Source organism: Streptacidiphilus pinicola (assembly GCF_003258295.1).
Lineage (GTDB): Bacteria > Actinomycetota > Actinomycetes > Streptomycetales > Streptomycetaceae > Streptacidiphilus > Streptacidiphilus pinicola.
This window is the reverse complement of the sequence record NZ_QKYN01000184.1, coordinates 1-26,303: the sequence shown is the minus strand read 5'-3', so window position 1 is coordinate 26,303 and position 26,303 is coordinate 1. Positions and strand designations below refer to the sequence as shown.

The following is a 26,303-nucleotide window of genomic DNA, read 5'->3' as shown; positions in this document are numbered from 1 at the left end:
CGCCGGGCCCGCTGGCCCGCGCCCCTGGCCCGCCCGCCCCTGCCGTCGTCGCGCAAGCCTGGCTCGCGCGCGGTTCAGGGCCGGGAGGGCGCCGAGTCGCCCTGGTCCGCCGGGGCGGGGACCGTGGACGCGCCGGCCGGGCCGGACCCGGCCGTCGGGGACGGCTTGCCACGCAGCAGCGAGGCGAGGGCGGCGACCAGCGCCATGGCGGCCGCGGCGCCGAAGACGGTCACCAGGCCGTGGTGGAACGGTGTGGAGACCAGCTCCGGGAAGAAGCGGTTGCCGGTGAGCACCTGGACGCTGTGCGCGGGCAGCGTGTGCAGGACGCCGCTCGGGCCGAGCAGGTGGCCGATCGGGTTGTTGCCGAGGAAGGTGGCGAACAGCGTGCTGACCGGCGGGAGTCCGGCGACCTGCTCGGCCACGTGGCCTGGGACGCCCTGCGCCCGCAGGCCGGTGTTGAGGGTGTGCGGGAGCGTGCCGGACAGGCCGACGACCATCAGCGAGAAGAACAGGCCGATGGAGAGCGCCGTCCCGGAGTTCTGGAAGGTGGAGCGCATGCCCGAGGCGACCCCGCGCTGGCCCGGCGGCACGCTGCCCATGATCGACGACGTGTTCGGCGCCGAGAACATCCCCTGTCCCAGCCCGCTGACGAACAGCAGTGCCGCGAAGGCCGGATAGGAGAAGTCGACGGGCAGTGTGACCAGGCCGATGAACGAACCGGCCACCAGCAGCAGTCCGGTGGTCGAGAAGAAACGCGGGCCGTAGCGGTCGGAGAGCCAGCCGGAGGCCGGGCCGCCGACCAGGAAGCCGACGGTGAGCGGCAGCATGAAGATGCCCGCCCACAGGGGCGTGCGTTCGAAGCTGTAGCCGTGCAGCGGCAGCCAGATGCCCTGGAGCCAGACGATCAGCATGAACTGCATGCCGCCGCGCGCGATCGCGATGAGCAGCGCGGCGATGTTCCCGGCGGCGAAGGCCCGGATCCGGAAGAGGCTCAGCTGGAACATCGGGTCCGCGATCCGCGTCTCCGCGAAGCAGAAGGCCGTGAGCAGCGCGACGCCGCCGGTCAGGCCCGCGATCACCCACGGGTTGGTCCAGCCCGTCGAGTGGCCGCCGTAGGGCTGGATGCCGTAGGTGACGCCTGCCAGCAGGCAGGCCGCCCCGGCGGTGAAGGTGAGGTTGCCGATCCAGTCGATCCGTCCCGGCTTGCGGGTGCCGACCTCGCGCAGGCTCCGGTAGGACCAGAAGGTGCCGACCACGCCGATCGGGACGCTCACCCAGAACACCGCGCGCCAGTCGATCGCCGCGAGCACGCCGCCCGCCAGCAGCCCGAGGAACATGCCGGCCAGGGCCGTGATCTGGTTGATGCCCAGTGCCATGCCGCGCTGCCGCGCCGGAAAGGCGTCGGTGAGGATCGCGGCGGAGTTGGCGGTCAGCATGGATCCGCCCACGGCCTGGACGATGCGGAACCCGATCAGCCACAGCGCGCCGCCCCCGCCGTGCAGGGGGTCGAGGGACAGGGCGAGCGAGGCGACGGAGAAGACGACGAAGCCGATGTTGTACATCCGCACCCGGCCGAACATGTCCCCGAGCCGTCCCAGCGCCACCACCAGCACGGCGGTGACCAGGGTGTAGCCGAGGATCATCCAGAGCAGGTAGCCGATGTTGCCGGGGGAGAGCGGATCCAGGCCGATCCCGCGGAAGATGGCCGGCAGCGAGATGATCACGATGGAGGCGTCCACCGTCGCGATCAGCATGCCGAGGGTCGTGTTGGACAGCGCCACCCACTTGTAGCGCTCGCTCCTGACGGCGCTCGCTCCGGCCGGGGGTGACTGCTCGGGTATCACAGCTGCTCCGCGATTCGTTCCAGCAGGGGCATGACGTCCAGCAGTTGCTGCTGTTCGTCGGGGGTGAGCGTGGCGCCGACGGCTCCGGTCAGCCGTTGCAGGGATGCCGAGCGCCGGTCGGCGAGCAGGCGCAGGCCGCCGGGCGTCACCGAGATGACCTGCCGCCGCCCGTCAGTCGGGTCGGGCCGGCGGCTGACCAGCCCGCGCTCCTCCAGCCCGGCCAGGGTGGCCGCCATCGCCTGCGGCCGCACCCGCTCGCATGCGGCCAGTGCGGACGGCGACATCGACCCGTCCCGGTCCAGCCGGGCCAGCACGGACACCTCGGACAGCGTCTGGTCGCCCACGGCGTGCGCCTGCCGCAGCGCCCGGGCGATCCGCCCGACGCTCAGCCGCAGCGCCACGGCGAGCTCGGCGGCGTGCTCAGGGGTGTGCTCCACGGAGTCAGTGATCACATACTTACAATAGATTAATCAGTCTGATGTAACTACCCCTCGCCGGCGGCCGCCGATCCAGCGCTCAGAAGGCGCTCGATCACCGCGCGTTCCGGCAGGGACTCCTCGATCGTGTGGGGGAGCGCGTCCTTCCACAGCGAGCGGGCGGCCGCAAGGTCGCCCCGGGCGGCGTGGACCCGCCCGAGGGAGAGTCGCAGTCGCGTGGCGGTGAGGCCGTGGCCGATCTCGACGCGCCGGGACAGGGCCGCCCTGCCCACCGTCAGCGCCTGGTCCAGTCGATCGGTTGCCAGGTAGGTCTCGACGATCGAGACCTCGGCGAGGTCCTCCGGTGCGAATCCGACCACGCCGCGGGCGATCAGCTCCCGCAGCGGCTCGATCCATTCCAGCGCCTCGGACGCTCGTCCCGTCCGGACACAGAGGCAGGCCAGGGCCGCGAGCGCGTCGTAGTGATTGAGCTCGCTGCCGACGAACTCCGCCAGGTTCCGGCACTCGGTGAGGGACTCCTCCGCCTCGGCGAACCTCCCCATCGCCAGCGCGGTCAGGCCCGCCTCCAGCGCGGCGATCGCGAGGATCTGCGCGGCGCCCGACTGCGCGGCGAGCGCGGCGGCCTGCTTCACGTGCTGCTGGGCCAGATCGTGGTGGCCCTGGATGCGGAAGATCTCCGCGGTGGTGGCGTGGTGGATGGCCCGGCTCGGCGTGTAGGAGACATGGAACTCCAGCGCGTTGCAGATGTGGGTGTGGGCTTCGCGCAGGCGGCCCTGGGTGATGCACGCCTCGGCGGTGTCGTTCCAGGCGGCCGCGAGCCCTCTGGTGTAACCGACGCGGGCGAACTGGACCTTGGCGGCGTTGAACTCGTCGATGGCCGCGTCCGAGTCACCGATCGCCCCGGCCGCGAAGCCGAGGGACATGTGGCACAACCCCCGGCCCAGCGGATGGTCGACGGCCTCGGCCGCCCGGAGCCCGGTCCTGCCGACGGCGAGTGCGTCGACGTTGGTGCGGTAGGAGGTGAAGTAGCCGCGCAGCGCGTGCGCGAGATGCCAGGCGAAAGGAGCTGGACCGTGCTCGGCGACATGGCCCACCGCGACGGTGAGGTTGGCCAGCTCCACCGTCAGCCAGTGCTCCGCGTCCCGGGGTTCGTCGAACGCGTGCGGCGAGCCGACCAGTTGAACGTCCTCTGGGAAGACCACCCAGAACCCCGGCATGATGAGCTGCGTCGCCGCGTCCACGCTCAGCAGATACCAGGACAGCAGGCGGTGCAGCGCCGGCTCGCGCACCTCCGCCGGCTCCGTCCGGGCGAGCCGCCGGGCGTAGAGCGCGAGCAGGTCGTGGCTGCGATAGCGACCCGGCCGCGGCTCGAACAGTAGGTGGGCGGCGAGCAGTTCGTCGAGCTCGGGTACGGCGGCGTCCAATCCCCGGTCCAGCAGGACCGCCGCCGCCTCACGACTCGCCTCGGGCCCCGGCATCACGCCCAGCATCCGGAACAGCCGGCTCGCCTCGGGCGAGAGCGAGCGGTAGGACAGGTCGAAGGCGGCCGCCACCGCGGTCTCCGGGTCGCCCACGACCCGCAGTTGCGCCAGCAGGTCCGTGCCGCCGAGCTCGGCGATCATGCCGGACACGCTCTGCGCGGGCCGGCTGGCCAGGTTGGCTCCGGCGATGCGCAGCGCGAGGGGGAGATGCGCGCACAGCTCCGCCAGTTCCTCGACCGCCTCCGGCTCGGCCGCGACGCGCTCCTGACCCAGTTGGGTGGTGAGGAGTTGCCGGGACTCGGCGGGGGCGAAGGTGTGCAGGGTGATGCGGGCCGCTCCCTCCCGGACCACAAGGCCGGTGAGTGCGTCGCGGCTGGTGACCAGCACGTGGCAGTCGGGCCCGCCGGGCAGCAGCGGGCGGACGTGGGCCGCGTCGGCCGCGTTGTCGAGCACCACCAGCATCCGGCGTTGGGCCAGCACCGACCGGTAGAGGCCCATCTGCAGGGGCAGGTCGACGGGTATCCGCTCGCCCGGAACACCAAGTGACTGCAGGAGGACGGACAGGGCCTCGGTCACGGTGAGCGCCGCGTCGCCGGCCCGGCCACGCAGGTCGAGATAGAGCTGCCCGTCCGGGTGGTGACCAGCCATCTGGTGGGCCCAGTGCACGGCGAGTGCGGTCTTGCCGACCCCGGCGGTCCCCGTGATCACCGTCACCGGAGCGTTCCCCCGGACACCGGAGAGGGCGACGAGCGCGTCGGACCGACCGGTGAACCCCGCGACGTCCGGTGGCAGTTGACGTGGCGTCCAGTCGGCCTGGGCGGCGGCGCCGGTGGCCGCGCGTCCGAGGCCGGGCGCGCCGCCCTCGCGGCCGCGCGTGGAGCGCCAGGCCTGCTCCCACCGCGCCGACTGCGCCGCGTCGGCACCGCAGGCCCGGACCACGGACCGGATCAGCTCGAGCGGGGGCAGCCGGCGGCGCTGCGGGTTGAACGCGTCGGACAAGGTGCTGGTCGCCACGCCGGTGCGGCGACGCAGTGTCTCCAACGAGGGGTCCCCGGCCCACAGTTTGACGGCGCGCAGGAGGCGGACGAAGTCCGCCACGTCCATCGCGTCCTCGGGGAGGGGGAAGGTCTCCGCGGTGCCAGGGCCGGTCATCCGTACCTCCACGTCGGCTGCTGACGGGACGTCACGCACTCGTCAGTGTAGGGACGGCCGAAGCACCGCCTCCACGCTCCGGCCGTCCGGGGTCGTCCGGGTTCCGCCGAGCGGCTGGCCGGACGCGGCGCCCGCCGGGTGTGCTGGGAGTGTCACGCAGCGTAGAGCGCGATCACAGCCCGAGGGAGCCGCTGATGCTCGTCCACGACGTCGAGACCAGGAGTCACCCGGCCGTCCCGCACCAGCGGTCGGCACAGCGCGCGCTTGAGCGAACCGTGCGGCGCACGGCCTGGCGCTCGGTGCCCGCGTTGCGCCGCGGGGAGGCCAGGACGCCGCAGCCGCCCGGGGGTTATCACGCCTTCATCTCCTACGCGCGGGCCGTCGACGCGGAACTCGCCGCGGGGCTCCAGTACGGCATGCAGGCGTTCGCCAAGCCGTGGTACCGGCAGCGCGCCCTGCGGGTCTTCCGGGACCTGGGGAGCCTGCCGCCCGGCTCCGCGCTGTGGTCCGCGCTCAGGGACTCGCTCGACGCCTCCGCAAGCCTGATCCTGCTGGCCTCGACCCGATCCGCGACCAGCCCCTGGGTCGAGCGGGAGATCGGCTACTGGGTCCGCCGGTACGGGGTGAACCGGCTGGTGATCGTGCTGACCGACCCGGCCGATGAGCACGACGGAGCTCCGCGCGACCGTGCGACCTGGGACGAGGAGCGACAGGACTTCGACTGGGGGCGCAGCCCGTCGCTCACCCCAGCCCTGTGCGGGGCCTTCGTCGAGGCCCCCGCGTACCTCGACCTGGGCTGGGCCCGGGGCCGCACGGCCTTCTCCCTGGAGGACGACCGCTTCCGCGCGGCCGTTGCCGCCCTGTCCGCCGCCGTTCGCGGCGTCCCGCTCGACCAGCTCGTCGGCGAGGACATGCGGGAGTGGCGGCCCTGGCCGCCGGGCGGGCTCAGGCTCCGTCCGGCGTGAGCGCGGGATGCGGTGCGGCGTCCTACGAACGGCCGCCGAACTGCCACGGGTGGACCTCGAGTTCCGCGTACGCGTGGGCCGCGAGGACGGCGCGGGCGGTCTGCGGGTCGGGGGCGCGGAGGAGCGCGGCGGTGCCGAGCCAGGCCGCGCCGTCGTCGGAGAGCAGCGGGCCGAAGGCGATCAGTTCGTCCCGGTCGGCCGGCAGGGTGAGCTCGCCAGGACCCTTCGGCGCCAGACCCAGGACCAGGAAGCGGTGGCCTCCGGTGCGGCCGCCGGGGAAGTCCCACATGGTGCGGCCGAGCAGATTGCGCCAGCGGCGCAGCAGCACGTCGCGGTAGACGCCCGCCTGGTAGCCCGGCTCGTCGAAGGCGAAGGCGCGGGCGGTAGCGGGATCCGGCAGGCCGAGGATGTGGACACTGCCGGTCGGTGTCTCGCCGTCGTCGGCCAAGGTGGGACCCCGCGCGATCATCTCCTCGGCGTACCCGTCCATGTAAGACCAGTGGGCCTCGAGCAGATCCATGCGCAGCGGCAGCGAGCCCTGCCGGTCCCGGTGGTAGCAGAGGAAGTCCATGGCCGAAGTCTCGCGGATCACGAGCCCGCGGGTGACACCCTGACGGCTTGTCAGGGTCGGCCTCAGGGAGCGGTCAGGGTGGGCAGAGGGCTTTCCCCGATACCTGGCGGGTGCCTCGGGCAGCAGAGTGGGACCCGCGCCGCGCACCCGCGTGACGCGTCCCGGGGTCCGGTGCGGACCCCACGCTGACAGGGGGCGTGCCATGTTCGAGAAGCCATCCGGGGATCCGTCCAGGAGGGCTCGCTTCGCCGGCGCCGCCGCGGCCGTGGTGGCGGTCGGCGGGCTGGTGGCCGTGGGGTGCAGCGCCGCAGCGGCCGCGCCGCATCCAGCCGCTGCGGCCCACGGGGACCGGACCGTGCGCATGGTCGCGTACGCCAACAACGACGGGCCCACGGCGTCGGTCGTGGTGACCGGCGCCGTCGGCGACTACGGACAGGCCGTGAGCGTGTATCCGGACGGCTCGATCGACCCGGAGCACAACAGCCAGCTGAGCCTGAAGTTGTCCCACGGCTCGTTCCGGCTGGACACCGGCGCGCTGGACAAGGCGTTCGTCGCGGCGATGGCCAGTGAGTTCCCGAGCGACAAGACCACCTGCTCCGGCCACGTCGCGGTGACCCAGCGGGTGTCCGTCGTGCCGGGGTCCGGCACGGGCGCGTACCGGGGCATCGGCGGGGCGTTCACGCTGACGGTGGCGCTCGACGAGGTCGACGCGGTCAGTGCCGCGCAGCCGTGCACCGGCGGCGCCGCGTTCCTGAGCCAGGTGATCCTGATATCCGGCCAGGGGAGCGTCAGCCTCGGCTAGGGCCTGTCCGGCGGGGGCAGGAGGCAGGGGAGGTGGCGGGCGCCGCTCAGCCCGGGTCGAGCTGCTGCTGCCAGTCGGCCGGCACGCGCCCGGCGGGGCCGGGGACGGGCTGGCCGACGGGGTGGTTGGCCGGGGGTGCCAGCTCCGGGCCGGACTCGAAGAACTCGGAGGTCGCGTAGCTCCAGAACCACTCCTCCCCGGGTTCGAAGCTGCGGATGACCGGATGGCCGGTGGCCTTCGCGTGGGCCGTGGCGTGCTTGGCGGGGGAGTCGTCACAGCACCCGATGTGACCGCACTGCGCGCAGCGCCGCAGGTGCAGCCACCAGCCGCCGACCGCGTCGCACTCCACGCAGCCGGTGCCGCTCGGCGGGACGGACGGGTCGACGGCGTTGTCGAGGCTCATGTCGGCTCCTGACGGGCGTGCGGTCGGTCGGACGGACGGCGACCCGGGTAGTTCCCGGGCAGCCAGCGTAAGCAGACCGGGCGGCCCGGCGGGCGTTCCCCGCCCTCGCGTGTCGCCGTCCCGCCCGGCGCGACCCGTCAGGTGGTGCTGGGCTCAGTGACCGGAGAGCAGGTCCACGTTCCCGTCGAACTGCCACAGCGGGTTCGGCGCGGGCTTGCCCCCCGTGATGATCAGGAAGTAGCCGTTCACCTGCACCGGACCGTCCCCGTCGGCGATGTACCGGCCGTTGGGGGTGACGTCGATCTGGTAGATCGCCTGGGCCGTGCTGTTGTAGCCGGGGACGTTCCACGACACGGTGCAGCGCCAGTCGTTCCCCGGACCGGCCTGCGCGCCGAGGCCCTCGCTCTTGCTGCACTGGGCGGAGGTGTTCAGCTGCGCCGGGGTGACGGCCGGTTGGCGCATCTGCGCCTGCTGGTAGGGGTAGAGGTTGGCGAAGGTCGTGGCCACCGATCGCTGGACCTTGTCCAGCGTGATGCCGGAGCCGCCCGAGTCGCTGGTGACCGAGACGAGGCCCACCGTCACGGCCAGCACTCCGGCCAGCGGGAGGACCCCCAGGGTGAGCACCCTGCGGCCCGCGCCGTCGTTGTTGAGGTTGGTGAAGTCACGGCGCAGGAAGAGCACGTAGGCCAGGGCCGTCGCGACGACGGCCCAGACCAGGCTGACCGCGACGCCGATCAGCAGCGGCCCCACCTGCTGGGGGTCGGTGAAGAGCCCGTTCCACGAGATGAACGCGTAGCCGGGCAGGGCCACGCGCACCGAGACCGGCAGCGGCAGCATCTGCGCCGTCTGCATCCCGAGCGCGGCCAGCATGGGCAGGAGCAGGCCCATCGGCGACCGGCCCAGGGCGACGGAGCCGAGCAGTCCGATGGCCGCGAGGGCGAGCGTGGGGGCCAGCACGCAGATCCAGGCGAGCACGACCTGGCCGGCCGCGTCCCCGCCGCTGAGCTGGTGGCCGTCCAGGCCGATCAGCGGCGCGTTGCCCTCCGCGAGCAGTCCGCCGAGCACGCTGGAGAAGGCCAGGCCGGTCACCAGCAGCAGGATCACGGTGAGGCTGGCGCTCGCCTTGGCGGCGAAGATCCGCCGGTGCGAGCGGATCGCGACGAGCAGGTGGCGCCAGGTGCCCAGCCGGTCCTCGGAGGCGAACACGTCGCCGGCGACCACCGAGGTGACCAGCGGCAGCGCCCAGGTGCCGGCGAAGCCGAGCACGACCAGCGCTCCGGCCCAGCCGGTGGTGTGCATCCACCGGCCGAACAGGGTGTCGGAGGGCAGGGTGCTCTGCTGGTCGATCGCGAAGACCAGCAGCCCCGGACCGAGCCAGCACAGCAGGAGCAGCACCCGCACCCTCCAGGAGGAGAACTGCTTCACCAGCTCCATGGACAGGATGCGGGACACCGGGACGGGCCGTCTGCCCGGCTTCCGTGCGGCGGGCCCGGCGGCGGGGGCGTCGGCGAGGGTCGCGGTCATCGGCCGGCCTCCTGCTCGGTCGGGGTGAGCTGCTCGGTGAGCGACAGAAAGGCCGCTTCCAGCGGCGAGACGACGGGGGCCAGTTCACGCACGGCGGTGTCCGCGCGCACGATCCGTGCCACGAGTTCGTCCAGCGCCGCCACCCGCGCGCGCACGACGATCACGTCGGTGTCCGGGGACGCCGCGGTGTCGGCGTTTTCGATCAGGCTTATGCCGGGCGTCTCCAGGGCCACGGCGCGGGCGGCGGACGGATCGGAGGCGCGCAGCCGGTAGTCGAGTTCGCGGTTGTCGTCGGTGAGCTTCTTCAGCGGACCGGAGAAGACCACTCGGCCGGTCGCCAGGATGGTGACCTCGGAGCACAGCGCCTCCAGGTCGTCCATCCGATGGCTGGACAGGATGACCGTGGCGCCGCCGGCCGCGAGCCGGCGCAGGACGCCGTAGACGTGCTTCTTGCCGACCGGGTCCAGGCCGTTGGAGGGCTCGTCGAGCACCAGCAGCCGGGGCTTGGTGAGCAGCGCCGCGGCCAGACCCAGCCGCTGGCGCATGCCCAGCGAGAAGCCGCGGACCTTCTGGTCAGCGGCCTCGGTGAGCCCGACCTGCTCCAACGCCTCGTCGACACCCCCGGCGGGCACCTCCTCCGGGCTCAGCGCGGCGAGCGTCGCCAGGTTCTGCCGCGCGGTGAGCGTCGGGTAGAGCCCGGGCCCGTCGACGAACCCGGAGACGCCGTCGGGCGCGGGCAGCCCGCGCCCCACCGGTGCGCCGAGGATCTCCAGGCTGCCCTCGTCCGCGACGGCCAGGCCCAGCAGCAGGCCCAGCAGCGTGGTCTTGCCCGCGCCGTTCGGGCCGACCAGCCCGTGGATCTGCCCCTGCGCGACGCTCACGTCGACGTGGTCGAGCGCGACCAGGTCTCCGAACGCCTTGGTGATGCCGCGGCCCCTGACGGCCACGGCCGCGTCCGTCCGCCCCTGACTCGCCTCGGGCTCCGCGTGCGCGAGGCTTTCTGGCCGGCGATGGCCGCTGACACTCATTCAGGCTCCTGGGTGCATAGGGGGAGAGGAGCGGAACTGGCAGTGCAACGCGCGTAGCAGCACACCACGGTAAGGGGTTGTCTGGAGACCTGTCAGGTACCGGGCGGTAAAGGAATTTTGAACGACTCACGGGCGGCGGAGGGACAGTGTGGGCAAGCCGCGCCGATCCCGGTCAGGGCGCCCCCGGACCGGTTGCGGTCGCTGCCGGTGCCGCACGGGGCGAGCATGGACATATGGCAGAAAAGACCACCGAGGCCGGCCGTCCGCTGCTACGGGTCAAAGGCGTCGGAATCACCGGGCGCGCGCTGGGCCTCGGTCTGCTGACCGTGGCCCTGGTCTGGTTCATCGCGGTCAACACCCAATCGGTGCGGGTGCGCCTCTGGGTGCCGACCGTGACGGCTCCGCTCTGGGTGATCCTCGCCGTCACCGCCGTCGTGGCCTGCGGTATCGGCTGGTTCGTCGGACGCCGCAGGCTCAAGCGCGCCGGCCGCAGGTAGGGCTGACCCCGCCCGCGCCCGCCAGGGAGCGCCCGGCGGCGGGGGCCGACAGGGGCCGTGACGTGCCCTGTTAACCTGGGCAACATGTTCAGGAGGGGGGCCGGTCCGCGGATACCCAGCGGGCCGCGTTCCGGACCGCAGCGCGCCCTGATCATCGCCGGCTTCGTCAGCCGGGTCGGCAACGGCCTGTTCAACACCGCCGCGATCCTCTACTTCACGCTGGTGGTGCACCTGCCCGCTACCCAGGTCGGCGCGGGCCTGACGATCGCCGGACTCTGCGGCCTGGCGGCCGGTCTGCCGGCGGGCAACCTGGCCGACCGGTACGGGCCACGCAAGGTCTGGCTGACAGCCCTCGCCCTGCAGGCCGCCACGATGGCGGCCTTCGTCCTCATCGACAGCTGGCTCGCGTTCACCCTCGTCGCCACCCTGGACCGGTTGGCCGCCACGGCCGGCGGCGCCGCGGGCGGCGCGATCGTCGCCAGGGCAGGCGGCGAACATCCCGCCGCGTTCCGGGCGAGACTGCGGACCTTCGTGAATCTCGGCGTCGTCCTCGGCACCCTGGGTGCGGCCTTCGCGATCCAGAGCGACACACGCGCGGCCTACACGGCGCTGATCCTCGCCAACGCCGCCAGCTTCGCCTGCGCCGGGCTGATCGCCTGGCGGGGCGTCCCGGACTGTCCGCCCCTGCCCCGGCCCCAGGGGCACCGCCAGTGGACCGTCCTGGCCGACCGGCCGTACGTGTCCTTCGTCGCGCTCTACGGGGCGATGGGCCTGCAGTACCAGACCGTCTCCCTCCTGCTCCCGATCTGGCTCACCGCCCACACCGACGCGCCGCGCTGGACCGTGGCGGCGGTCTACGCGATCAACAGCGGGGTCTGCGCACTGCTGCAGAGCCGACTCGGCTCCAGGGTCGAGACGCCACGCCAGGGCGGCCGAGCCTTCCGGCGCGCCGGGCTGCTGTTCCTGGTCAGCTGTCCGCTGATGGCCCTGACGGCCGACGTCCCCGTCTGGGTCGCGCCGGTGCTCGCGATCCTTGCCGTGTCCGTCCACAGCGTCGGGGAGGTGTGGGAGTCGTCGGGCGGCTTCGCGCTCGGATACGGTCTCGCGCCCGACCACGCCCAGGGCCAGTACCAGGGCTTCTTCGGCCTGGGCTTCGACGCGGGCCAGGCCCTCGCCCCGCTCGTCCTCACCGGCGTCGTCCTCGCGCTCGGGCACGGGGGCTGGCTGCTCCTCGGCCTGCTCTTCGCGGGTCTGGGCGTGGCGGGACCGCCGGTCGCCGCCTGGGCCGAACAGACCCGATCCGGGCAATCCGGGTCGGACCCGGCCGGTCCCGCCCTTCCGGCGGGTTCCGCCGGTCCCGCCGCCGACCCGGAGGCGTCTAGCGTCGAGGCATGAAGACTGCGACGGTGCGGCCGTGAGCCGCGCGAGCGTGCTGGAGACGACGGACGAGGCCGTCGCCGGGATCGAGGACGGGTCCACGATCCTGGTGGGCGGTTTCGGTCTGGCCGGGATGCCGTTCGACCTCATCGACGCCCTCATCCGGCAGGGGGCGAAGGAGCTCACCATCGTCTCCAACAACGCCGGGAACGGAGACGTCGGCCTGGCCGCGCTGCTCGCGGCCGGGCGCGTCCGCAAGGTGCTCTGCTCCTTCCCGCGGCAGGTGGACTCCTACGTCTTCGACGCGCTCTACCGCGCGGGCAAGGTCGAACTCGAGGTCGTCCCCCAGGGCAACCTCGCCGAACGGATCCGGGCCGCCGGCGCGGGGATCGGCGCGTTCTACTGCCCGACCGCGGTCGGCACCCCGCTCGCCGAGGGCAAGGAGCTGCGCACCATCGACGGACGCGACTACCTGCTGGAGTACCCGATCAAGGGCGACTACGCCCTGATCGCCGCCCACAAGGCCGACCCGATGGGCAACCTCGTCTACCGCAAGACCGCCCGCAACTTCGGCCCGGTCATGGCGACCGCCGCCACCACCACCGTCGTCCAGGTCGACGAGGTCGTCCCGCTCGGCGCGCTCGACCCCGAGGCGGTCGTCACGCCCTCGATCTACGTCGACCGCGTCGTGCCGGTGACGTCCCGTCAGTACACCGTCCAGGGGGCACGATGAGCAGCGAGCGTGACCGCGACCGCGACCGGGATCAGGTACTCGGCATGGACGAGGTGGCCGCCGTCATCGCCCGGGACATTCCGGCCGGCGCCTTCGTCAACCTCGGCATCGGCCAACCCACCAAGGTCGCCGACCACCTGCCCGCGGAGCTGGGCGTCGTCCTCCACACCGAGAACGGCATGCTCGGCATTGGGCCGAAAGCCGAGGGCCCCGACGTCGACCCCGACCTCACCAACGCCGGCAAGGTCCCCGTCACCGAGCTCCCGGGCGCGGCCTACTTCCACCACGCCGACTCCTTCGCCATGATGCGCGGCGGCCACCTCGACGTCTGTGTACTCGGCGCGTACCAGGTCTCCGAACGCGGCGACCTGGCCAACTGGCACACCGGCCGCCCCGACGACATCCCCGCCGTCGGCGGCGCGATGGACCTCGCCATCGGCGCCAAGAGCGTCTACGTGATGATGTCGCTCTTCACCAAGTCCGGCACGCCCAAACTGGTCCCGCACTGCACCTACCCCCTCACCGGCGTCGGCTGCGTCACCCGCGTCTACACCGAGCTCGCCTCCTTCGACCTGCGCCCCGACGGCGTCCACGTACGGGAGACCTACGGCACCACCCTCGCCGCGCTGCGCGCCCGCCTCGACGTGGAGCTGCGCTGATCCGTTGCTGATTCCACAGTCGGGTATCAGCAATCCCGACCTTTCGGCCGGAAAGGTCCGTAACGGTGTCACCACAGCGTGAGTGCTGTGGGGTCCTGTTGACGGTCTCGCGCTTCTTCCTGCCGCTGATGCGGCAGGGTTGGGCCACCTGCCCGCCCGCTCGCGTCCTTGCGGCTGCGGGTGGTGGCGCGGGTCTTCTGGTCGGCTCCACGCGGTTTCGACGCGCGCGCGTCCGGGTCTGCGGCCACTCCGCTACCCGTGGTGCTGGCCGCCGCAAGGGCGGCGAGGTTGGTTGCGGCGTTCTTGTCCCGGTCCATGACCAGGCCACAGCCGTCGCAGTCGAAGATTCGGACGTGCAGCGGCAGTTTGGCTTTCACCGCGCCGCAGTTCGAGCAGGTCTTGGAGGACGGATACCAGCGGTTCGCGACGACGGTCGCGCCCCCGGTCCATCCGGTCTTGTAGGTGATCTGGCGTCGGATCTCACCGAACCCGGCATCGGCGATCTTTCGGGCCAGTCGGCGGTTGCGGAGCATTCCGGCCACGCCCAGGTCTTCGACCACGACAGTGCCGTACTCAGCGGTGATGCCGCTGGTGAGCTTATGCAGAGCATCGGCGCGGAGATTCGCCACCTGGTGGTGCACCCGGTTGCGCCCGGCGTTGGCGATCAGCCACCGCTTGGACGGCCTCTGACCGGTACGCCGGTCAGGTCCCTGGCGGCGCGAAACGCGGCGGGACATGCGCTTGAGCTGCTTGACGTGCTGGTCGTAGTGCTTCGGATTCGGCACCCACCGCACTTCGCCAGTGCTGTCGGCCATCACCGCGAGGCACTTCACACCCAGGTCCACACCCACCGCGACATCGGGCCGTACGGCGGCGCGCTCACTCTTCCTCGTCTCGACCTGGAAGGAGACGAACCACCGGCCGCGTTCGAACCCGACCGTGGCGGACAGGACACGAGCGGTCCCGTTGCTGAGGCGACACTCAACCTTGCGGGTGTTCTCGTGGGTGCGGATCGTCCCGAGCCGGGGCAGAGTCACATGCCGGCGGTCAGGCTCGACGCGGATGGTGCCGGTGGTGAATCGGCACGCCAAACGGGCCTTGTGCTTGGACTTGAAACGCGGCATTGCGACACGCTTGCCCTTACGGGTGCCACGCTTGGACTTGCTGTAGTTGTCGAACGCGGCAGCAGCGTTCGCCAGACCGGTGGAGTACGCCTCCTTGGAGTTCTCCTCCCACCAGCCGGCGAACCTGGGATCAACCTTCTTGACCTGGTTGAACTCCTTGCGCAGCGCCGGGAGCGACCACGGGCGCCACGGCGTCAGATCGCCCTCCACAATCCCGTAGGACTCTTCCGCCTTACGCTGCCACCACGATGCCGATACCCAACCCACAGCCCAGTTGTAGGCCGCGCGAGCCGCCCCGCAGTGCGACGTGAGAGCCGCCTCCTGCGTGGCGTTCGGGTCCAAGGCGAAACGGAACGCCTGCACCACGAACCCCGGCTGCGGCTCGAACTTTCGCACTGAACACCCCCCACCGGCACTAGATCAACAACGCCCCTGACCCTACCTCCCGCCACCGACAAGCCAATCCGACGGAGATAAACACCTACGGAAGGCGATAGAAGATGAAAGACCACTCAACAGTTGGCAGCCCCGCGTGTCAGGTGTTGTCGTCGGGCGCGAGGACGAGGTCGAAGTGCATGCTCGCCCAGGCGCCCTGACGGTGCGAGCCGTCGGGCGCCCGGCCGCCGGTGTGGTGGTCGGCCTCGACCACGAGGCTCCGCTTCACGCCGAACACCGCGTCGGAGCCGAGGTAGGGGTCGCCCGCCATGAAGATGTGCGTGATCAGGGTCCGGTGGCCCGGCGCGGCGACCTTGAAGTGCAGGTGGGCCGGGCGCATCGGGCCGCGGCCGGCGGCCGTCAGGAGATCGCCGACCGGGCCGTCGTGCGGGATGGGGTAGGGCGTGGGCAGGACCGTCCAGAAGCGGTACGCGCCGTCAGGTGCCGTACGCAGTCGGCCCCGCCCCGCGGAGCGGGCGTCGGCGTACTGGACGTCGTAGAAGCCGTCTTCGTCGGCTCCCCAGACGTCCAGCCGGGCGTCGCCGAGGGGGCTGCCGTCCACGGCCCGCACCTGACCCGAGACGTAGCAGGGCGTTCCGGCCGCACCGCGCCCGAGGTCCCCGCCGAGCGGGACCTCCGGCGCGTCCTTGACGAAGAACGGCCCGAACACCGTCGCCTCGGTCGCCGTGGGCGAGGCGGGCGCGTTGATCGCGACGGTCAGCATGGACAGGCCGAGGACGTCGGAGAGCAGGATGAACTCCTGGCGACGGTCGTCGGTCAGGTGTCCCGCCCTGGTGAGGAACGCGATCGCCGTCTCCCACTCCCGCTCGCTGAGCCGGACCTCCCTGGCGAAGGAGTGCAGGTGCCGGACCAGGCTCTGCAGGACCTCGCGAACCCGGGGGTCGGCGGCGCCCTCGAGCCCGGAGAGCACCTCGTCGGTCACCGCCTGCTCCCGCTCGGCACGCTCGTGCTCGGCTGTCATGACGTCACCATCCCATCCCTGCCCGTGCGGAGCCCACGGCGTCGGCGCGTGTCGCGTCGACGCCGGGTCAACGCAGGATCAGCGCAGCGTCAACGTCCCTGGAGAGACTTGACGTTGTCACCGAAGGTCCAGCCGAGCGAGCCGTCCCAGTTGATCGACCAGGTCATCAGCCCCTTCAGTGAACCACCGAACGCGTTCCACGACTGGCTGACCAGGCTCGGGGCCATGTAGCCGCCGCCCGCGCCCGACTGGGCCGGCAGGCCGGGCACCTGCTTGTCGTAGGGCACCTTGACCGTCGTGCCCTGGATGGTCAGGCCGTTGTTGAGGCAGGTGGTCTGCACGGTGAAGCCCTGGACGGTGCCGGCCTGGTAGGAGTCGCCGGAGCAGCCGTACATGCTGCCGTTGTAGTACTGCATGTTCAGCCACCACAGCTGCCCGTCGTCGGCGTACTTCTTGATGATCGGCAGGTAGGCGCCCCAGATCGACCCGTAGGTGACGCTGCCGCCGGTGACGTACGCGGTCTCGGGGGCCATCGTCAGACCGAAGCCCGCGGGCATCTGGGACAGCACGCCGTCGATGATGCGTTCCAGGTTGGCCTGGGAGGTGGAGAGCGTGTTGATGTTGCCGCTCCCGGTCAGGCCGGTCTCGATGTCGATGTCGATCCCGTCGAAGTTGTACTCCTTGAGGATCGGGACGATGGTCGCCACGAACCGGTCGGCGACGGTGCTGGAGCTGAGGTCGATGCCCGCGGCGGCGCCGCCGATCGACATCAGGATGGTCGCTCCCGCGGCCTTGGCCTGGCACATCTCGGCCGGGGTCGCGACCTTGACGTTGGTGTCCATGCCGTCCTGCCACTCGGCGGTGCCGTCCGAGAGGATCACCGGGAAGGCGGCGTTGATGACGTTGTAGCCGTGCGCGGCGATCCGGCTGTCCGTGATCGGGATCCAGCCCATGCCGGGGTGCACGCCGTTCGCGGCGCCGTCCCAGTTCTCCCAGTAGCCCTGCAGCACCTTGCCCGCCGGCCGGGGCTTGGTGGGGCAGGTCGCGCCCGTGGGCGTGCCGCTCGGTGAGCCGGTGACCGTCGGCGAGCTGCTGACGGAAGGTGAAGCGCTGGCGCTGGGGGACGCGCTGGCGCTCGGTGAGCTGCTGGGGCTGGAGGAGGGGGAGGGGCTGCCGCCGGGGCCGGTCAGCGACACGTCGTCCGCGTAGTACGTGGGCTGCCCGTACCAGCCGTGCAGGTTGACGGTCACGGAGGTGGTGTTCGCCCCGGTGGTGAAGGAGACGCTGAGCTGGCTGTACGAGGGGCTGCTCGGCGTCCAGGTGGAGGGGTCACTGCTGTTGCCGGTGCCGGTGGCGCCCAGGTAGACGTAACTGCCCTGGACGTAGGCGCTCAGCGTGTAGGCGGAGTCGGGCTGCACGCTGACGGTCTGGCTGCACTGGGCGTCGTCCTGCCCGGCGGGCGTGGCCTCGAGCGCGGAGGACCCCGAGTGGACCGGACTGCTGACGGTGGTGCCGGAGCCGGCCGTGCAGGTCCAGCCCGAAAGTCCGTTCTCGAAACCGGGGTTGGCCACCAAGTTGGTGGTGGCGGCCCCGGCGGTGACCGAGCCGGCCACGGCGAGGCAGGCGCCGATGACGGCGGCCGCGCTCACCCCGGCGAGTGCGCTCCGTGCGGTTGCTCTTTGCAGACGGATCATTGCGGAGCTCCCTTCCCTCCGGGTGCCATAGGCATGACATGAGTGCCGTGTGGGGGCATGGCGCCCGGGTCTGGGTGAGGTGGGGACAGGTGGGGCTGTGCCGGACCGGATCGTAGGAGGGGCACGAAGGGCCGTCAATAGGTCTGGACCAATACCGGCCCCGGGCCGGGTCCGTGTCGGACCGGCAATTCCGTTGCGCGAACTGGTCTTTCGTGGCCTGATCCGGAGGAGGTTACGGTCACCCCATGGACTCGAACTTTCCGACGGCCGAAGAGCTCATGGCCGCCCTGCGGGCCGGTGAAGTGACCTCCGTCGAGCTGACCGACGAGGCGATCGCCCGCATCGAGCGGGACGACAAGGCGATCAACGCGATCTGCGTGCCGGACTTCGACCGCGCCCGCGCCGCCGCGCGCGACGCCGACGCGGCGCGTGCCCGTGGTGAGGACCGGCCGCTGCTCGGACTCCCGATGACGGTCAAGGAGTCGTACAACATGGCCGGGCTGCCCACGACCTGGGGCATCCCGGCGCACCGCGACCACGTGCCCGCCGAGGACGCGGTGCAGGTGGCCCGGATCAAGGACGCGGGCGCGGTGGTGCTCGGCAAGACCAACGTGCCCCTGGGGCTGCAGGACATCCAGAGCTTCAACGAGATCTACGGCACCACCAACAACCCGTGGGACCACACCCGCACCTCGGGCGGATCCTCCGGTGGATCGGCGGCGGCCCTGGCCGCCGGCTTCGGCGCGCTGTCGATCGGCTCCGACATCGCCGGCTCGCTGCGCACCCCGGCGCATTTCTGCGGCGTCTACGCCCACAAGCCGACGCTCGGGCTGGCGGCGAACCGCGGCATGGTCCCGCCGCCCGGGCCGGCCCTGCCGGTCGACCTCGACCTGGCGGTCGTCGGTCCGATGGCGCGCTCGGCGCGCGACCTCGCCCTGCTGCTCGACGTCATGGCCGGACCGGACCCGCTGACCCACGGCGTGGCCTACGAGCTGCGGTTCCCGCCGGCGCGCCACGAACGCCTCAGCGACTTCCGGGTCCTGGTCGTCGAGGACCATCCGCTGATCGCGACCGGATCCGCGGTGCGGGCCGGCATCGACCGGGTGGCCACCGCGCTGGCCGACGGCGGCGCGCGCGTCCAGCGGCACAGTGCGCTGCTCCCCGATCTGAGCGAAGCCGCCAGGCTCTACATGCAGTTGCTGGTGTCGAACTCGGTCGCGCGCTTTCCCGTCGAGGCCCGCGAGCAGGTGCAGGCCCGGGTGGACGCCCTGGGCGACGACCAGAGCCTGGATGCGGCGCGGCTGCGCGGCATGGTGCTCAGCCACAGCGACTGGGTCCAGACGAACGGCCGTCGCGAGCTCCACCGCCACGGCTGGCGGCAGCTCTTCGCCGAGTTCGACGTCGTGGTGTGCCCCGTCACGCCCACCCAGGCGTTCCCGCACGACCACCACCCCAACCCGTTGGAACGCCGGATCGACGTCGACGGGGTCGCCTACCCCTACTTCGACCAGCTGGTCTGGGCCGGTCTGGCCACGATGCCCGGCCTGCCGGCGACGGCCGTGCCGGCAGGCCGGGCACCCGACGGCCTGCCGGTGGGTGTGCAGCTCGTCGGACCGATGTTCGAGGACCGCACCCCGCTGAGGTTGGCCGAGCTGCTCGAAGAGCGCATCGGCTGAGCACCGCCACACGGGCTCCGTGCCAGGGACGGTGACGGACCGACACCTGCCCCCGGCCGGCCGCCCGCACGGCGGCCGGCCGGGTTTGCTCCGGCAGAATCGGGCTAGACGCCCGTCATGAGTAGCAGATACCGGATGGTGGGCCCCGCCCGTGCGGTCGCCGTCGTCGCCGACATCGTCGCGGGCATCCTCGCCCTGTGGATCGTGCTCTACCTGCTGGACGCCAACCCCGCCAACGACTTCGCGCGTTGGGTCCACGATGCGGCCGACTGGCTGTCCACGTGGGCCCACGACCTGTTCACCCCGTCCGAGGGCTGGCTGCGGACGCTGCTGAACTACGGCATCCCCGCCCTCGCCTACCTGGTGCTGGGACACCTCCTGGCCGGCCGACTGCGCAGCCTGGACTAAGGCCACTCCTACGCCGATCCGAGCTGAGCTGCGGGCGCCGGCCACCGGCAAATCCGGGGCAGGGCCCGAAAGGCCCCACCCCGGCCGGCTCAGCAGTGGATCAGTGCAGGATCGCGTGCGAGATCGCGCAGTTGTTGGTGTCGTTGGACCAGCTGGCCTGCTCGGCGTAGGTGCCGAAGGAGCCGAAGGAGACGTTCGCCGCGCCGCCCGCCGTGCCCGGGGCGAGCCAGGCGCACTCGTCGGAGTTCTCCTGGCCGTTGTACGAGCTGCCGGTCTGGTTGGTCCAACCGCCCGCGGGGTTCTGGTCGGACATCATCTCGTGCCACTCGTGTCCGAGCGTCATCGTGTAGCCGTCCAGGGTGCCCGCGGTGCCCGAGTTGACGAAGTCGATGCCGCACTCGCTCTGACCGAGGTACTTGAAGTCCATGTTGTAGGGCTGGTTGGAGAACGCGACGTCGCCGTAGGGCGAGGTGACCGCGCCGCCGGTGAGCGTGGAGTCGCCGTTGTAGTCGTGCCAGGCGCAGAAGCCGGTGCTGAGGTTCTGGTAGTCGTCCGGGTTGGTGCCGTGGGGGGAGAGGACGACGTAGTAGGCGTTGCGGTTGGCCGCGGCGGTGGTGTTGCCGAAGTGGGCGGCCGCGTTGACGGCCTCCACGCCGAGCTGGTGGCCGGTCGCCTGGGCGGGGGACTTCGCGGAGTTGTCGTACCAGACGCCGGCCAGCACGCCACCGCTCTGGTAGGGGATGAAGTTGGCGTTGCTCGGGCAACTGGTGGCGCCGGCGGAGACGTTGGGGCCGTCGCACCACTGGGTCAGGTCGGCGGACCAGGTCTCGCTGTTGGTGCCGATGCCCTTGAACATCTGCTGGGCGGCCGAGGCCGCGTGGTCCGGGTCGCCGGTGAAGGTGGCGTTGCCGTTCGCGTCGGTGCCCTTGGTGCCCCACTGGCTTCCGTAGAAGACCAGGTAGACCTTGGCGTGGCCGCTGTTGACGCCGATCCCGTCGATGCCGCCGCCGTAGGACAGCGTCTCGGAGCCCGTGGCCGTGGCCGCGGCGTGGGTCTTGGCCCACCCCTTCATCTTGGTGTTGCCGTCGACGGTGGGGATCGCGCCGTGGCGGTAGGCGTGCTGGTAGGCCGGGCTGTACGGGTTGGCGGACGGTGAGCCGTTCGCCGCTGTCGCCGAGGACTGGGCGGCGGCGAGCAGGCCGCCGGTGAGCAGGGTCAGCGAGGCGACTGCGGTCAGGAGCTTGTGGCTCGTGCCGCGCTGGCGGGGGTTGCCCATGGAAGGGTGATCCTCTCTAGCGCTCCGCGCCCGCCTCCTGGGGGAGTCGGGCGGGCGTCGACCAGCAGGCCGTCCGCGCCGTCGTTCGGACGGCGGCGGAAGGCCCGCTGGCGGTGGGGGTGTGCGGGAGCCGACCGGTCGGGCCCGTGATCACCGGCGGCGGGGACAGACTGCTTGGTTCCGCATGCCCTGGGCAAGATCTTCCGCGCTGTTGAGTTTTGAGGGATTACCACGATGCCTGACCCAGCAGATTCACAGGTTGTCCGCGACCCGACAGCGGGTAGGGTCGCCCCGAGATCCTGACGAGCGGGCCGGGCGGGGGCGGTGCTGCGAGAACGACGAGGCCGACCAGGACGAAGGAGCAGCGCGCCGTGCCGGTGAGACCCGTGGACACCCCAGCCCCGCCTCCAGCCCCCGCCCCGTTCCCGGAGGCGCTGCGCGCCGCCATCGGCGCGAACGGCCTGACGCTCGACCGCATCGTGGACCGCCTGCGCTCGCGCGGCGTGGCCCTGTCGACCTCGACGCTGAGCCTGTGGCAGACGGGTCGCTGCCGCCCCGAGCGGGCCGACTCCCTGCGGGCGCTCGCCATCCTCGAGGAGGTGCTCGACGTTCCCGCGAACGGCCTGTCCGCCCTGCTCGGGCCGCCGCGCCCGCGCGGGCGACACCTTCCGCGCCCGGCCGACGCGCAGGGACTGGCCGAGACCTGGACGTCCACCTCGGCCGCCGGCGAGGCGGCGTGGGACGGGGTGGACACGCGCTGGGACGCGACGCTGACCCGGCTCAGCACGCACTCCCGGCTCGTCGTCGACGCGGAGCGCCGCGAACGCTCGGTGTGGAGCCGGCGGCTGGTGCGCGCCGAGACCGAGGGCGCCGACCGCTGGATCGTGGTGCGTCGCGCCGACCCGACCGCGCCCCGGCCCGCCCTGGAAGCGGGCCCGAACTGCCGGGTGGGACGCGTCGTCCACGTCGCCGCCGAGGGCCTGCTGGTCGCCGAGCTGCTCTTCGACCACCGGCTGGCCCGTGGCGAGACAGCGCTGTTCGAGTACGCGCTCCACCACCAGGCCGGCCACCGTCCCTCGACCCGCTTCGGCGTCCGGCTCAACCAGCGCACCCGCGAGCGGCTGCTGGAGGTGCGCTTCGACCCGGCCGCCCGGCCGCGCCGCTGCTGCGTCTTCCGCAGCTCCTCGCTCGCCGCCGAGCCGCGCGAACGACCGGTCCCGCTGGACACGGGCGGCTCCGTCCACGCGGTCGCCCTCGGCGCGGGCCCGGGACGCTTCGGCATCCGCTGGGAATGGGACTGACCGGCTGCCGGCATGGGCGCGCTCTGCTCGCTCCCCGATCTGACCCGGTGGGCGCAGGTGGCGGCCTCGTCTACTCGCCGCGGGCCGCCAAGGTCTGATGACGCGTCATCGTCCGGCGCCGCCAGGGGCATTCCGTCCACCCCTGGCGGCGGTGGGGGCCGTTGACCGTCAGGGCTTCGCAACGGCCTGCCGGGCTTCGTCCTCGCTCAGCAGCCGGCCGTTGAGCCCGCCGAACTGGTGCAGGTCGCCGAACACCTCGATCCGCCCCGAGTCGTCGACACCACCGGCCCGGACCGCAGCCCAGCCTCCCTTGGCGATCAGGTCGGCGACGGCGTCTCCCGCCGCCTGGTCGTCCGTGGCGTAGTAGAGCGCGACCCTTTCGCCGCCCTCGGTGCGCGCCACGTCGAGGCTGTCGGCCCCGACCGTCCCGAAGGCCTTCACGAAGCGCGCCCCGGGCGCCAGGTCCGCGAGCTGCCGGCCGGCCGAGACGCCCTCCGGGTTGAGGCTCTTGAAGCCGTCGCCGTCGGGGGCGACGTTGTTCGAGGGGTCGACGACGATCTTGCCCTGGAGGGCGGTCACGTTGTCGGCGAGCAGCTGCTGGGTCACGGGGAACCAGGTCGCGAAGACGACGGCGTCCGCGCTCTTGATCGCGTCGGCGACCCCGGAGGCGCTGACGCCGCTGCCGATCTTTCCGGCGGCTTCCTGGGCCCCGTCGAGGCTGCTCGCCGCGACGGTGACCTCGACGCCGCCCTCCGCGAGACGGCGTGCCACACGTGTACCGATGTTTCCGGTGCCGATGACGGCGACAGACATGATGGCCTCCTCGGTTGCCTGGCTGTCTGTGCTGTTCACCTCGGTGCAGCAGCTTGAAGCTTCAAGTTATTCCGGGGTGGCGCCCGAGGCTTCTGGGCGCGATCTGCTGCACAACGTTGGAAACCGGGCACGAGCATGACAGCACGCAGCACCCGGGTTGTCCAGACCTGTCGACCGCACGCCGTATTTCCCTTCGCCTCGCACGACGGAACCGGTGGGTTCGCGCAGGGCTGATGAGCTGCGGAAACCGGCTCGGGGACCGCTGCTGCCGCCGCCCGTCGGCGGTCGGCACCGGCAACGGGGCTTCGTGCAGCACTTCTTGACAGTCCGTCCGACGATGCCCCATGGTCCTCTACATCGTTGGAAAACCGCCCTCGTTCAGCCACCCTTCCCTCGCAGTCAAGGATGTGATCGGGCGCATGAATCCCACCCTGCGCGCCAAGACCCCCGCCGCCGCGCTGATCGTCGCGGGCCTCTGTCTGACGGCGGCCGCGTGCACGAATGCCGGTTCCACGACCGCCGCCGGGGGGTCCACCGGTGCCGCGAACACCGCGGCCGCCCAGCAGGTCGTCTCGCCCTCGGCGAGCGCCACCGGGCCCGGCTGCAGCTACCAGAGCTACGGCGGCGGCGTCCCGAAGCTGAACATCACCGACGGCAGGACCGTCGTCGGCTTCTCCCAGTCCGAGTCCACCAGCAACCCGTTCCGCGCCACCGAGACCTCCAGCATCGAGGCGGAGGCCAAGCGGCTCGGCGTCAAGCTGATCGAGCGGAACGCCAACGCCGACGTCAACGCGCAGAACTCGCAGATCGAGGACATGATCGCGCAGGGCGCGCAGGTGCTGATCGTGGCGCCGGAGAACTCCGACGGTCTCGGGCCCGCGCTCGCGGAGGCCAAGGCGAAGAAGATCCCGGTGCTCACCATCGACAGAACGGTCACCGGCACCGCCTGCAGCGACTTTGTGGCGTTCATCGGCTCCGACTTCTACGGCCAGGCGCAGATCGCCGCCGACGACCTGGCCGGGGCGACCGGCTCCCGCGCCCACGTCGCGATCCTGTCCGGCACCCCCGGCAACAACGTCTCCACCGACCGGACCGGCGGGTTCCTCGACGAGATCAAGGCCAAGTACCCGAACATGCAGGTGGTCGCCTCGCAGACGGGCAACTTCGACCAGACCGACGGCCAGAAGGTGATGGAGCAGCTGCTGCAGGCCCACCCGGACATCAACGCCGTCTACACCGAGAACGACGAGATGGCGTTGGGCGCGATCCAGGCGATCCGCTCGGCCGGGAAGACGCCGGGCAAGGACGTCAAGATCGTGTCGATCGACGGGATCCAGCAGGCGGTCCAGGACGTGGTCGCCGGTCAGCTCGTGGCCGACATCGAGACCAACCCGCGCTTCGGCCCGCTGGCCTTCCAGTCCCTCCAGGACCTCTACGGCGGCGCCGGCGTCCAGCCCAAGGTGATCATCAAGGACGGCCACTTCACCAGCGCCAACGCCCAGCAGGCGCTCGCCCAGGGCCTCGTCTACTGACGTCCGTCCGGGCGCCCGAGGTGCAGAGGAGGCACGACATGGACCGTGGCGACGCGGCCGGCCCGGCTGACCGGCCCGTCCTGGAGGCGGCCGGGATCGACAAGAGCTTCGCGGGCGTCCACGCCCTGCAGGGCGTGGACCTGACGCTCCGTCCGGGGCGGGTGCACGCGCTCGTCGGCGAGAACGGCGCCGGCAAGTCCACGCTGATCAAGGTGATGACCGGCGTGTACCGGCCCGATGCCGGGCGGTTGCGGCTCGCCGGGCAGGAGCGGGCGTTCCGCAGCCCGCTGGAGGCGCAGCAGGCCGGCATCTCCACCATCTACCAGGAGGTCAACCTCGTCCCGATGATGTCGGTGGCGCGCAACCTCTTCCTCGGCCGCGAGCCGCGCCGCCTCGGCCTGCTGGACGTCCGCCGGATGAACCGGGAGGCCGCACGTGTGCTCGCCGAGTACGGCGTCGAGGTGGACGTGACCCGCCCGCTGCAGACCCTGGGCCTGGGCGCCCAGCAGATGGTCGCGCTCGCCCGCGCCGTCCAGGTCGACGCGCGGGTGGTCGTCATGGACGAGCCCACCTCCTCGCTCGAACCACGCGAGGTGGACACCCTCTTCCGGGTCATCCGCGGCCTCACCGCGCGGGGCATCGCCGTCGTCTACGTCAGCCACCGACTCGACGAGCTCTACGCGATCTGCGACCAGGTCACCGTGCTGCGCGACGGCCGGGTCGTGCACAGCGGCGAACTGGCCGGGCTGGAACGGCTCGAACTCGTCTCGCTGATGCTCGGCCGGGAGCAGAGCGTGGTGCGTGCCAAGGGCACCACCGCATTCGGAACCGGACGACGCCACCACGTCGAGGGCGTCCCCGCGCTGCGCGCCCACGGCCTGACGGTGCGTCACCGGGTGCACGACGTCTCGTTCGACGTGCACCCCGGTGAGGTGGTCGGGCTCGGCGGCCTGCTGGGCTCCGGGCGCAGCGAGACCGCCAAGGCGGTCGTCGGTGCGCTCGGCGCGGAGGCGGGCAGCGTCGAGGTGTCGGGCCGTCCGCTGAGCAGGCGCAGTCCCGCCGCCGCGATCCGGGCGGGTGTCGTGCTGCTGCCGGAGGACCGCAAGGCCGAGGGCATCATCCCGAACCTGTCCGTCCGGGAGAACATCGTGCTCGCCGCCCTGCCCGGTCTCTCCCGGGCGGGCGTGGTCTCCCGCGCCCGCCAGGACGAGATCGTCGACCGCTTCGTCAAGCGCCTGCGGATCAAGACCTCCGGCCCCGACCAGAAGGTCAGCGACCTGTCCGGCGGCAACCAGCAGAAGGTCCTGCTCGCCCGCTGGCTCTGCCTCGACCCCGAGGTGCTGCTGCTGGACGAGCCNNGCAGGCCCTGATCGACGAGCTGGCCGCGGACGGACTCGGAGTGCTGCTCATCTCCTCCGACCCTGAGGAGCTGATCGAGGGCTCGGACCGGGTGGTCGTGCTCAAGGAGGGCTCGGTCGTCGGCGAACTGACGGGGGAGCAGGTGACCGAGGACGGCCTGCTCGCGGCCCTCTCCCACCACCCTGCCCCCCCCCCGCCCACCGCACCCGCCCGCGCCGTCCTGCACCCCC

The 26,303-nt window shown here is 71.8% G+C and carries 22 protein-coding genes and 1 pseudogene; 11 read left to right on the top strand and 12 right to left on the bottom strand.

The features are described 5' to 3' along the window. Window positions 1-74: 74 nt before the first annotated feature. From DN069_RS35105 to DN069_RS35095, 3 genes are all read right to left on the bottom strand, one after another. Entirely contained in the window at window positions 75-1,754 is a 1,680-nt protein-coding gene (locus DN069_RS35105; RefSeq protein ID WP_111507301.1) for an MFS transporter, read from the bottom strand. Between the two features lie 86 nt (window positions 1,755-1,840). Continuing rightward, window positions 1,841-2,296 carry a MarR family winged helix-turn-helix transcriptional regulator gene (locus DN069_RS35100; protein ID WP_243640182.1) on the bottom strand — a complete coding sequence of 152 codons (456 nt, stop codon included), beginning with the start codon at window positions 2,294-2,296 and terminating at the stop codon, window positions 1,841-1,843. Between the two features lie 32 nt (window positions 2,297-2,328). Further along, the gene (locus DN069_RS35095) at window positions 2,329-4,914 is read right to left on the bottom strand and encodes an ATP-binding protein (protein WP_111507298.1); all 2,586 of its coding nucleotides are present in this window, start codon (window positions 4,912-4,914) and stop codon (window positions 2,329-2,331) included. Between the two features lie 194 nt (window positions 4,915-5,108). Here DN069_RS35095 and DN069_RS35090 point away from each other — a divergent pair, with 194 nt between their 5' ends. After that, on the top strand, window positions 5,109-5,879 hold the full coding sequence (locus tag DN069_RS35090) for a toll/interleukin-1 receptor domain-containing protein (protein ID WP_111507297.1): 771 nt from the start codon (window positions 5,109-5,111) through the stop codon (window positions 5,877-5,879). A 22-nt stretch (window positions 5,880-5,901) separates the two neighbouring features. Here DN069_RS35090 and DN069_RS35085 read toward each other — a convergent pair whose 3' ends face one another. Continuing rightward, entirely contained in the window at window positions 5,902-6,450 is a 549-nt protein-coding gene (locus tag DN069_RS35085; protein ID WP_111507296.1) for a YciI family protein, read from the bottom strand. A gap of 202 nt (window positions 6,451-6,652) precedes the next feature. Between DN069_RS35085 and DN069_RS35080 the strand changes: the two genes are divergently transcribed. Then, on the top strand, window positions 6,653-7,252 hold the full coding sequence (locus DN069_RS35080) for a hypothetical protein (protein ID WP_133260149.1): 600 nt from the start codon (window positions 6,653-6,655) through the stop codon (window positions 7,250-7,252). 46 nt (window positions 7,253-7,298) lie between these two features. On the opposite strand, the gene DN069_RS35075 is transcribed toward DN069_RS35080, so the two are convergent. From DN069_RS35075 to DN069_RS35065, 3 genes are all read right to left on the bottom strand, one after another. Continuing rightward, a complete protein-coding gene (locus tag DN069_RS35075; protein ID WP_111507294.1) occupies window positions 7,299-7,655 on the bottom strand; it encodes a UBP-type zinc finger domain-containing protein in 357 nt (118 codons plus the stop codon). A 153-nt stretch (window positions 7,656-7,808) separates the two neighbouring features. Then, window positions 7,809-9,179: an ABC transporter permease gene (locus tag DN069_RS35070; protein WP_111507293.1), complete on the bottom strand. Its 1,371-nt coding sequence runs from the start codon at window positions 9,177-9,179 to the stop codon at window positions 7,809-7,811. Continuing rightward, window positions 9,176-10,207 (bottom strand): ABC transporter ATP-binding protein, encoded by a 1,032-nt coding sequence (locus DN069_RS35065; protein WP_111507292.1) that lies wholly within the window; start codon window positions 10,205-10,207, stop codon window positions 9,176-9,178. Before DN069_RS35065 ends, DN069_RS35070 begins: the two co-directional genes overlap by 4 nt. A 233-nt stretch (window positions 10,208-10,440) precedes the next feature. Here DN069_RS35065 and DN069_RS35060 point away from each other — a divergent pair, with 233 nt between their 5' ends. The 4 genes from DN069_RS35060 to DN069_RS35045 all read left to right on the top strand — a co-directional run bounded on the left by DN069_RS35060 (window position 10,441) and on the right by DN069_RS35045 (window position 13,473). Further along, on the top strand, window positions 10,441-10,704 hold the full coding sequence (locus DN069_RS35060; protein ID WP_111507291.1) for a LapA family protein: 264 nt from the start codon (window positions 10,441-10,443) through the stop codon (window positions 10,702-10,704). 84 nt (window positions 10,705-10,788) lie between these two features. Further along, complete coding sequence (locus DN069_RS35055; RefSeq protein ID WP_111507290.1) at window positions 10,789-12,099, top strand: MFS transporter; 1,311 nt, start codon at window positions 10,789-10,791, stop codon at window positions 12,097-12,099. Between the two features lie 19 nt (window positions 12,100-12,118). Further along, window positions 12,119-12,814 (top strand): 3-oxoacid CoA-transferase subunit A, encoded by a 696-nt coding sequence (locus DN069_RS35050; RefSeq protein ID WP_111507289.1) that lies wholly within the window; start codon window positions 12,119-12,121, stop codon window positions 12,812-12,814. Further along, a complete protein-coding gene (locus tag DN069_RS35045) occupies window positions 12,811-13,473 on the top strand; it encodes a 3-oxoacid CoA-transferase subunit B (RefSeq protein ID WP_111507288.1) in 663 nt (220 codons plus the stop codon). Before DN069_RS35050 ends, DN069_RS35045 begins: the two co-directional genes overlap by 4 nt. 68 nt (window positions 13,474-13,541) lie before the next feature. On the opposite strand, the gene tnpB is transcribed toward DN069_RS35045, so the two are convergent. The 3 genes from tnpB to DN069_RS35030 form a co-directional block, all read right to left on the bottom strand. Next, complete coding sequence (gene tnpB, locus DN069_RS35040; protein ID WP_111507287.1) at window positions 13,542-14,993, bottom strand: IS607 family element RNA-guided endonuclease TnpB; 1,452 nt, start codon at window positions 14,991-14,993, stop codon at window positions 13,542-13,544. A 139-nt stretch (window positions 14,994-15,132) separates the two neighbouring features. Then, window positions 15,133-16,014: a dioxygenase family protein gene (locus DN069_RS35035; protein ID WP_111507286.1), complete on the bottom strand. Its 882-nt coding sequence runs from the start codon at window positions 16,012-16,014 to the stop codon at window positions 15,133-15,135. An 89-nt stretch (window positions 16,015-16,103) separates the two neighbouring features. Next, a complete protein-coding gene (locus DN069_RS35030) occupies window positions 16,104-17,708 on the bottom strand; it encodes a carbohydrate binding domain-containing protein (protein WP_111507285.1) in 1,605 nt (534 codons plus the stop codon). A gap of 245 nt (window positions 17,709-17,953) precedes the next feature. On the opposite strand from DN069_RS35030, the gene DN069_RS35025 reads away from it, so the two are divergent. Together DN069_RS35025 and DN069_RS35020 are read left to right on the top strand one after the other, a co-directional pair. Continuing rightward, the gene (locus DN069_RS35025) at window positions 17,954-19,384 is read left to right on the top strand and encodes an amidase (RefSeq protein ID WP_111507284.1); all 1,431 of its coding nucleotides are present in this window, start codon (window positions 17,954-17,956) and stop codon (window positions 19,382-19,384) included. A gap of 117 nt (window positions 19,385-19,501) precedes the next feature. Next, window positions 19,502-19,792 (top strand): hypothetical protein, encoded by a 291-nt coding sequence (locus DN069_RS35020; RefSeq protein WP_111507283.1) that lies wholly within the window; start codon window positions 19,502-19,504, stop codon window positions 19,790-19,792. 100 nt (window positions 19,793-19,892) lie between these two features. Here DN069_RS35020 and DN069_RS35015 read toward each other — a convergent pair whose 3' ends face one another. After that, window positions 19,893-21,068: a hypothetical protein gene (locus DN069_RS35015; protein ID WP_207892379.1), complete on the bottom strand. Its 1,176-nt coding sequence runs from the start codon at window positions 21,066-21,068 to the stop codon at window positions 19,893-19,895. Between the two features lie 371 nt (window positions 21,069-21,439). Between DN069_RS35015 and DN069_RS35010 the strand changes: the two genes are divergently transcribed. Beyond that, window positions 21,440-22,369: a hypothetical protein gene (locus tag DN069_RS35010; RefSeq protein WP_243640181.1), complete on the top strand. Its 930-nt coding sequence runs from the start codon at window positions 21,440-21,442 to the stop codon at window positions 22,367-22,369. 168 nt (window positions 22,370-22,537) lie between these two features. On the opposite strand, the gene DN069_RS35005 is transcribed toward DN069_RS35010, so the two are convergent. Beyond that, window positions 22,538-23,221 carry an NADPH-dependent F420 reductase gene (locus DN069_RS35005; protein ID WP_279387948.1) on the bottom strand — a complete coding sequence of 228 codons (684 nt, stop codon included), beginning with the start codon at window positions 23,219-23,221 and terminating at the stop codon, window positions 22,538-22,540. 380 nt (window positions 23,222-23,601) lie between these two features. Between DN069_RS35005 and DN069_RS35000 the strand changes: the two genes are divergently transcribed. Together DN069_RS35000 and DN069_RS34995 are read left to right on the top strand one after the other, a co-directional pair. After that, a complete protein-coding gene (locus tag DN069_RS35000) occupies window positions 23,602-24,714 on the top strand; it encodes an ABC transporter substrate-binding protein (RefSeq protein ID WP_111507280.1) in 1,113 nt (370 codons plus the stop codon). Between the two features lie 38 nt (window positions 24,715-24,752). Next, window positions 24,753-26,303: pseudogene (locus DN069_RS34995) on the top strand (sugar ABC transporter ATP-binding protein); the annotation flags it as partial.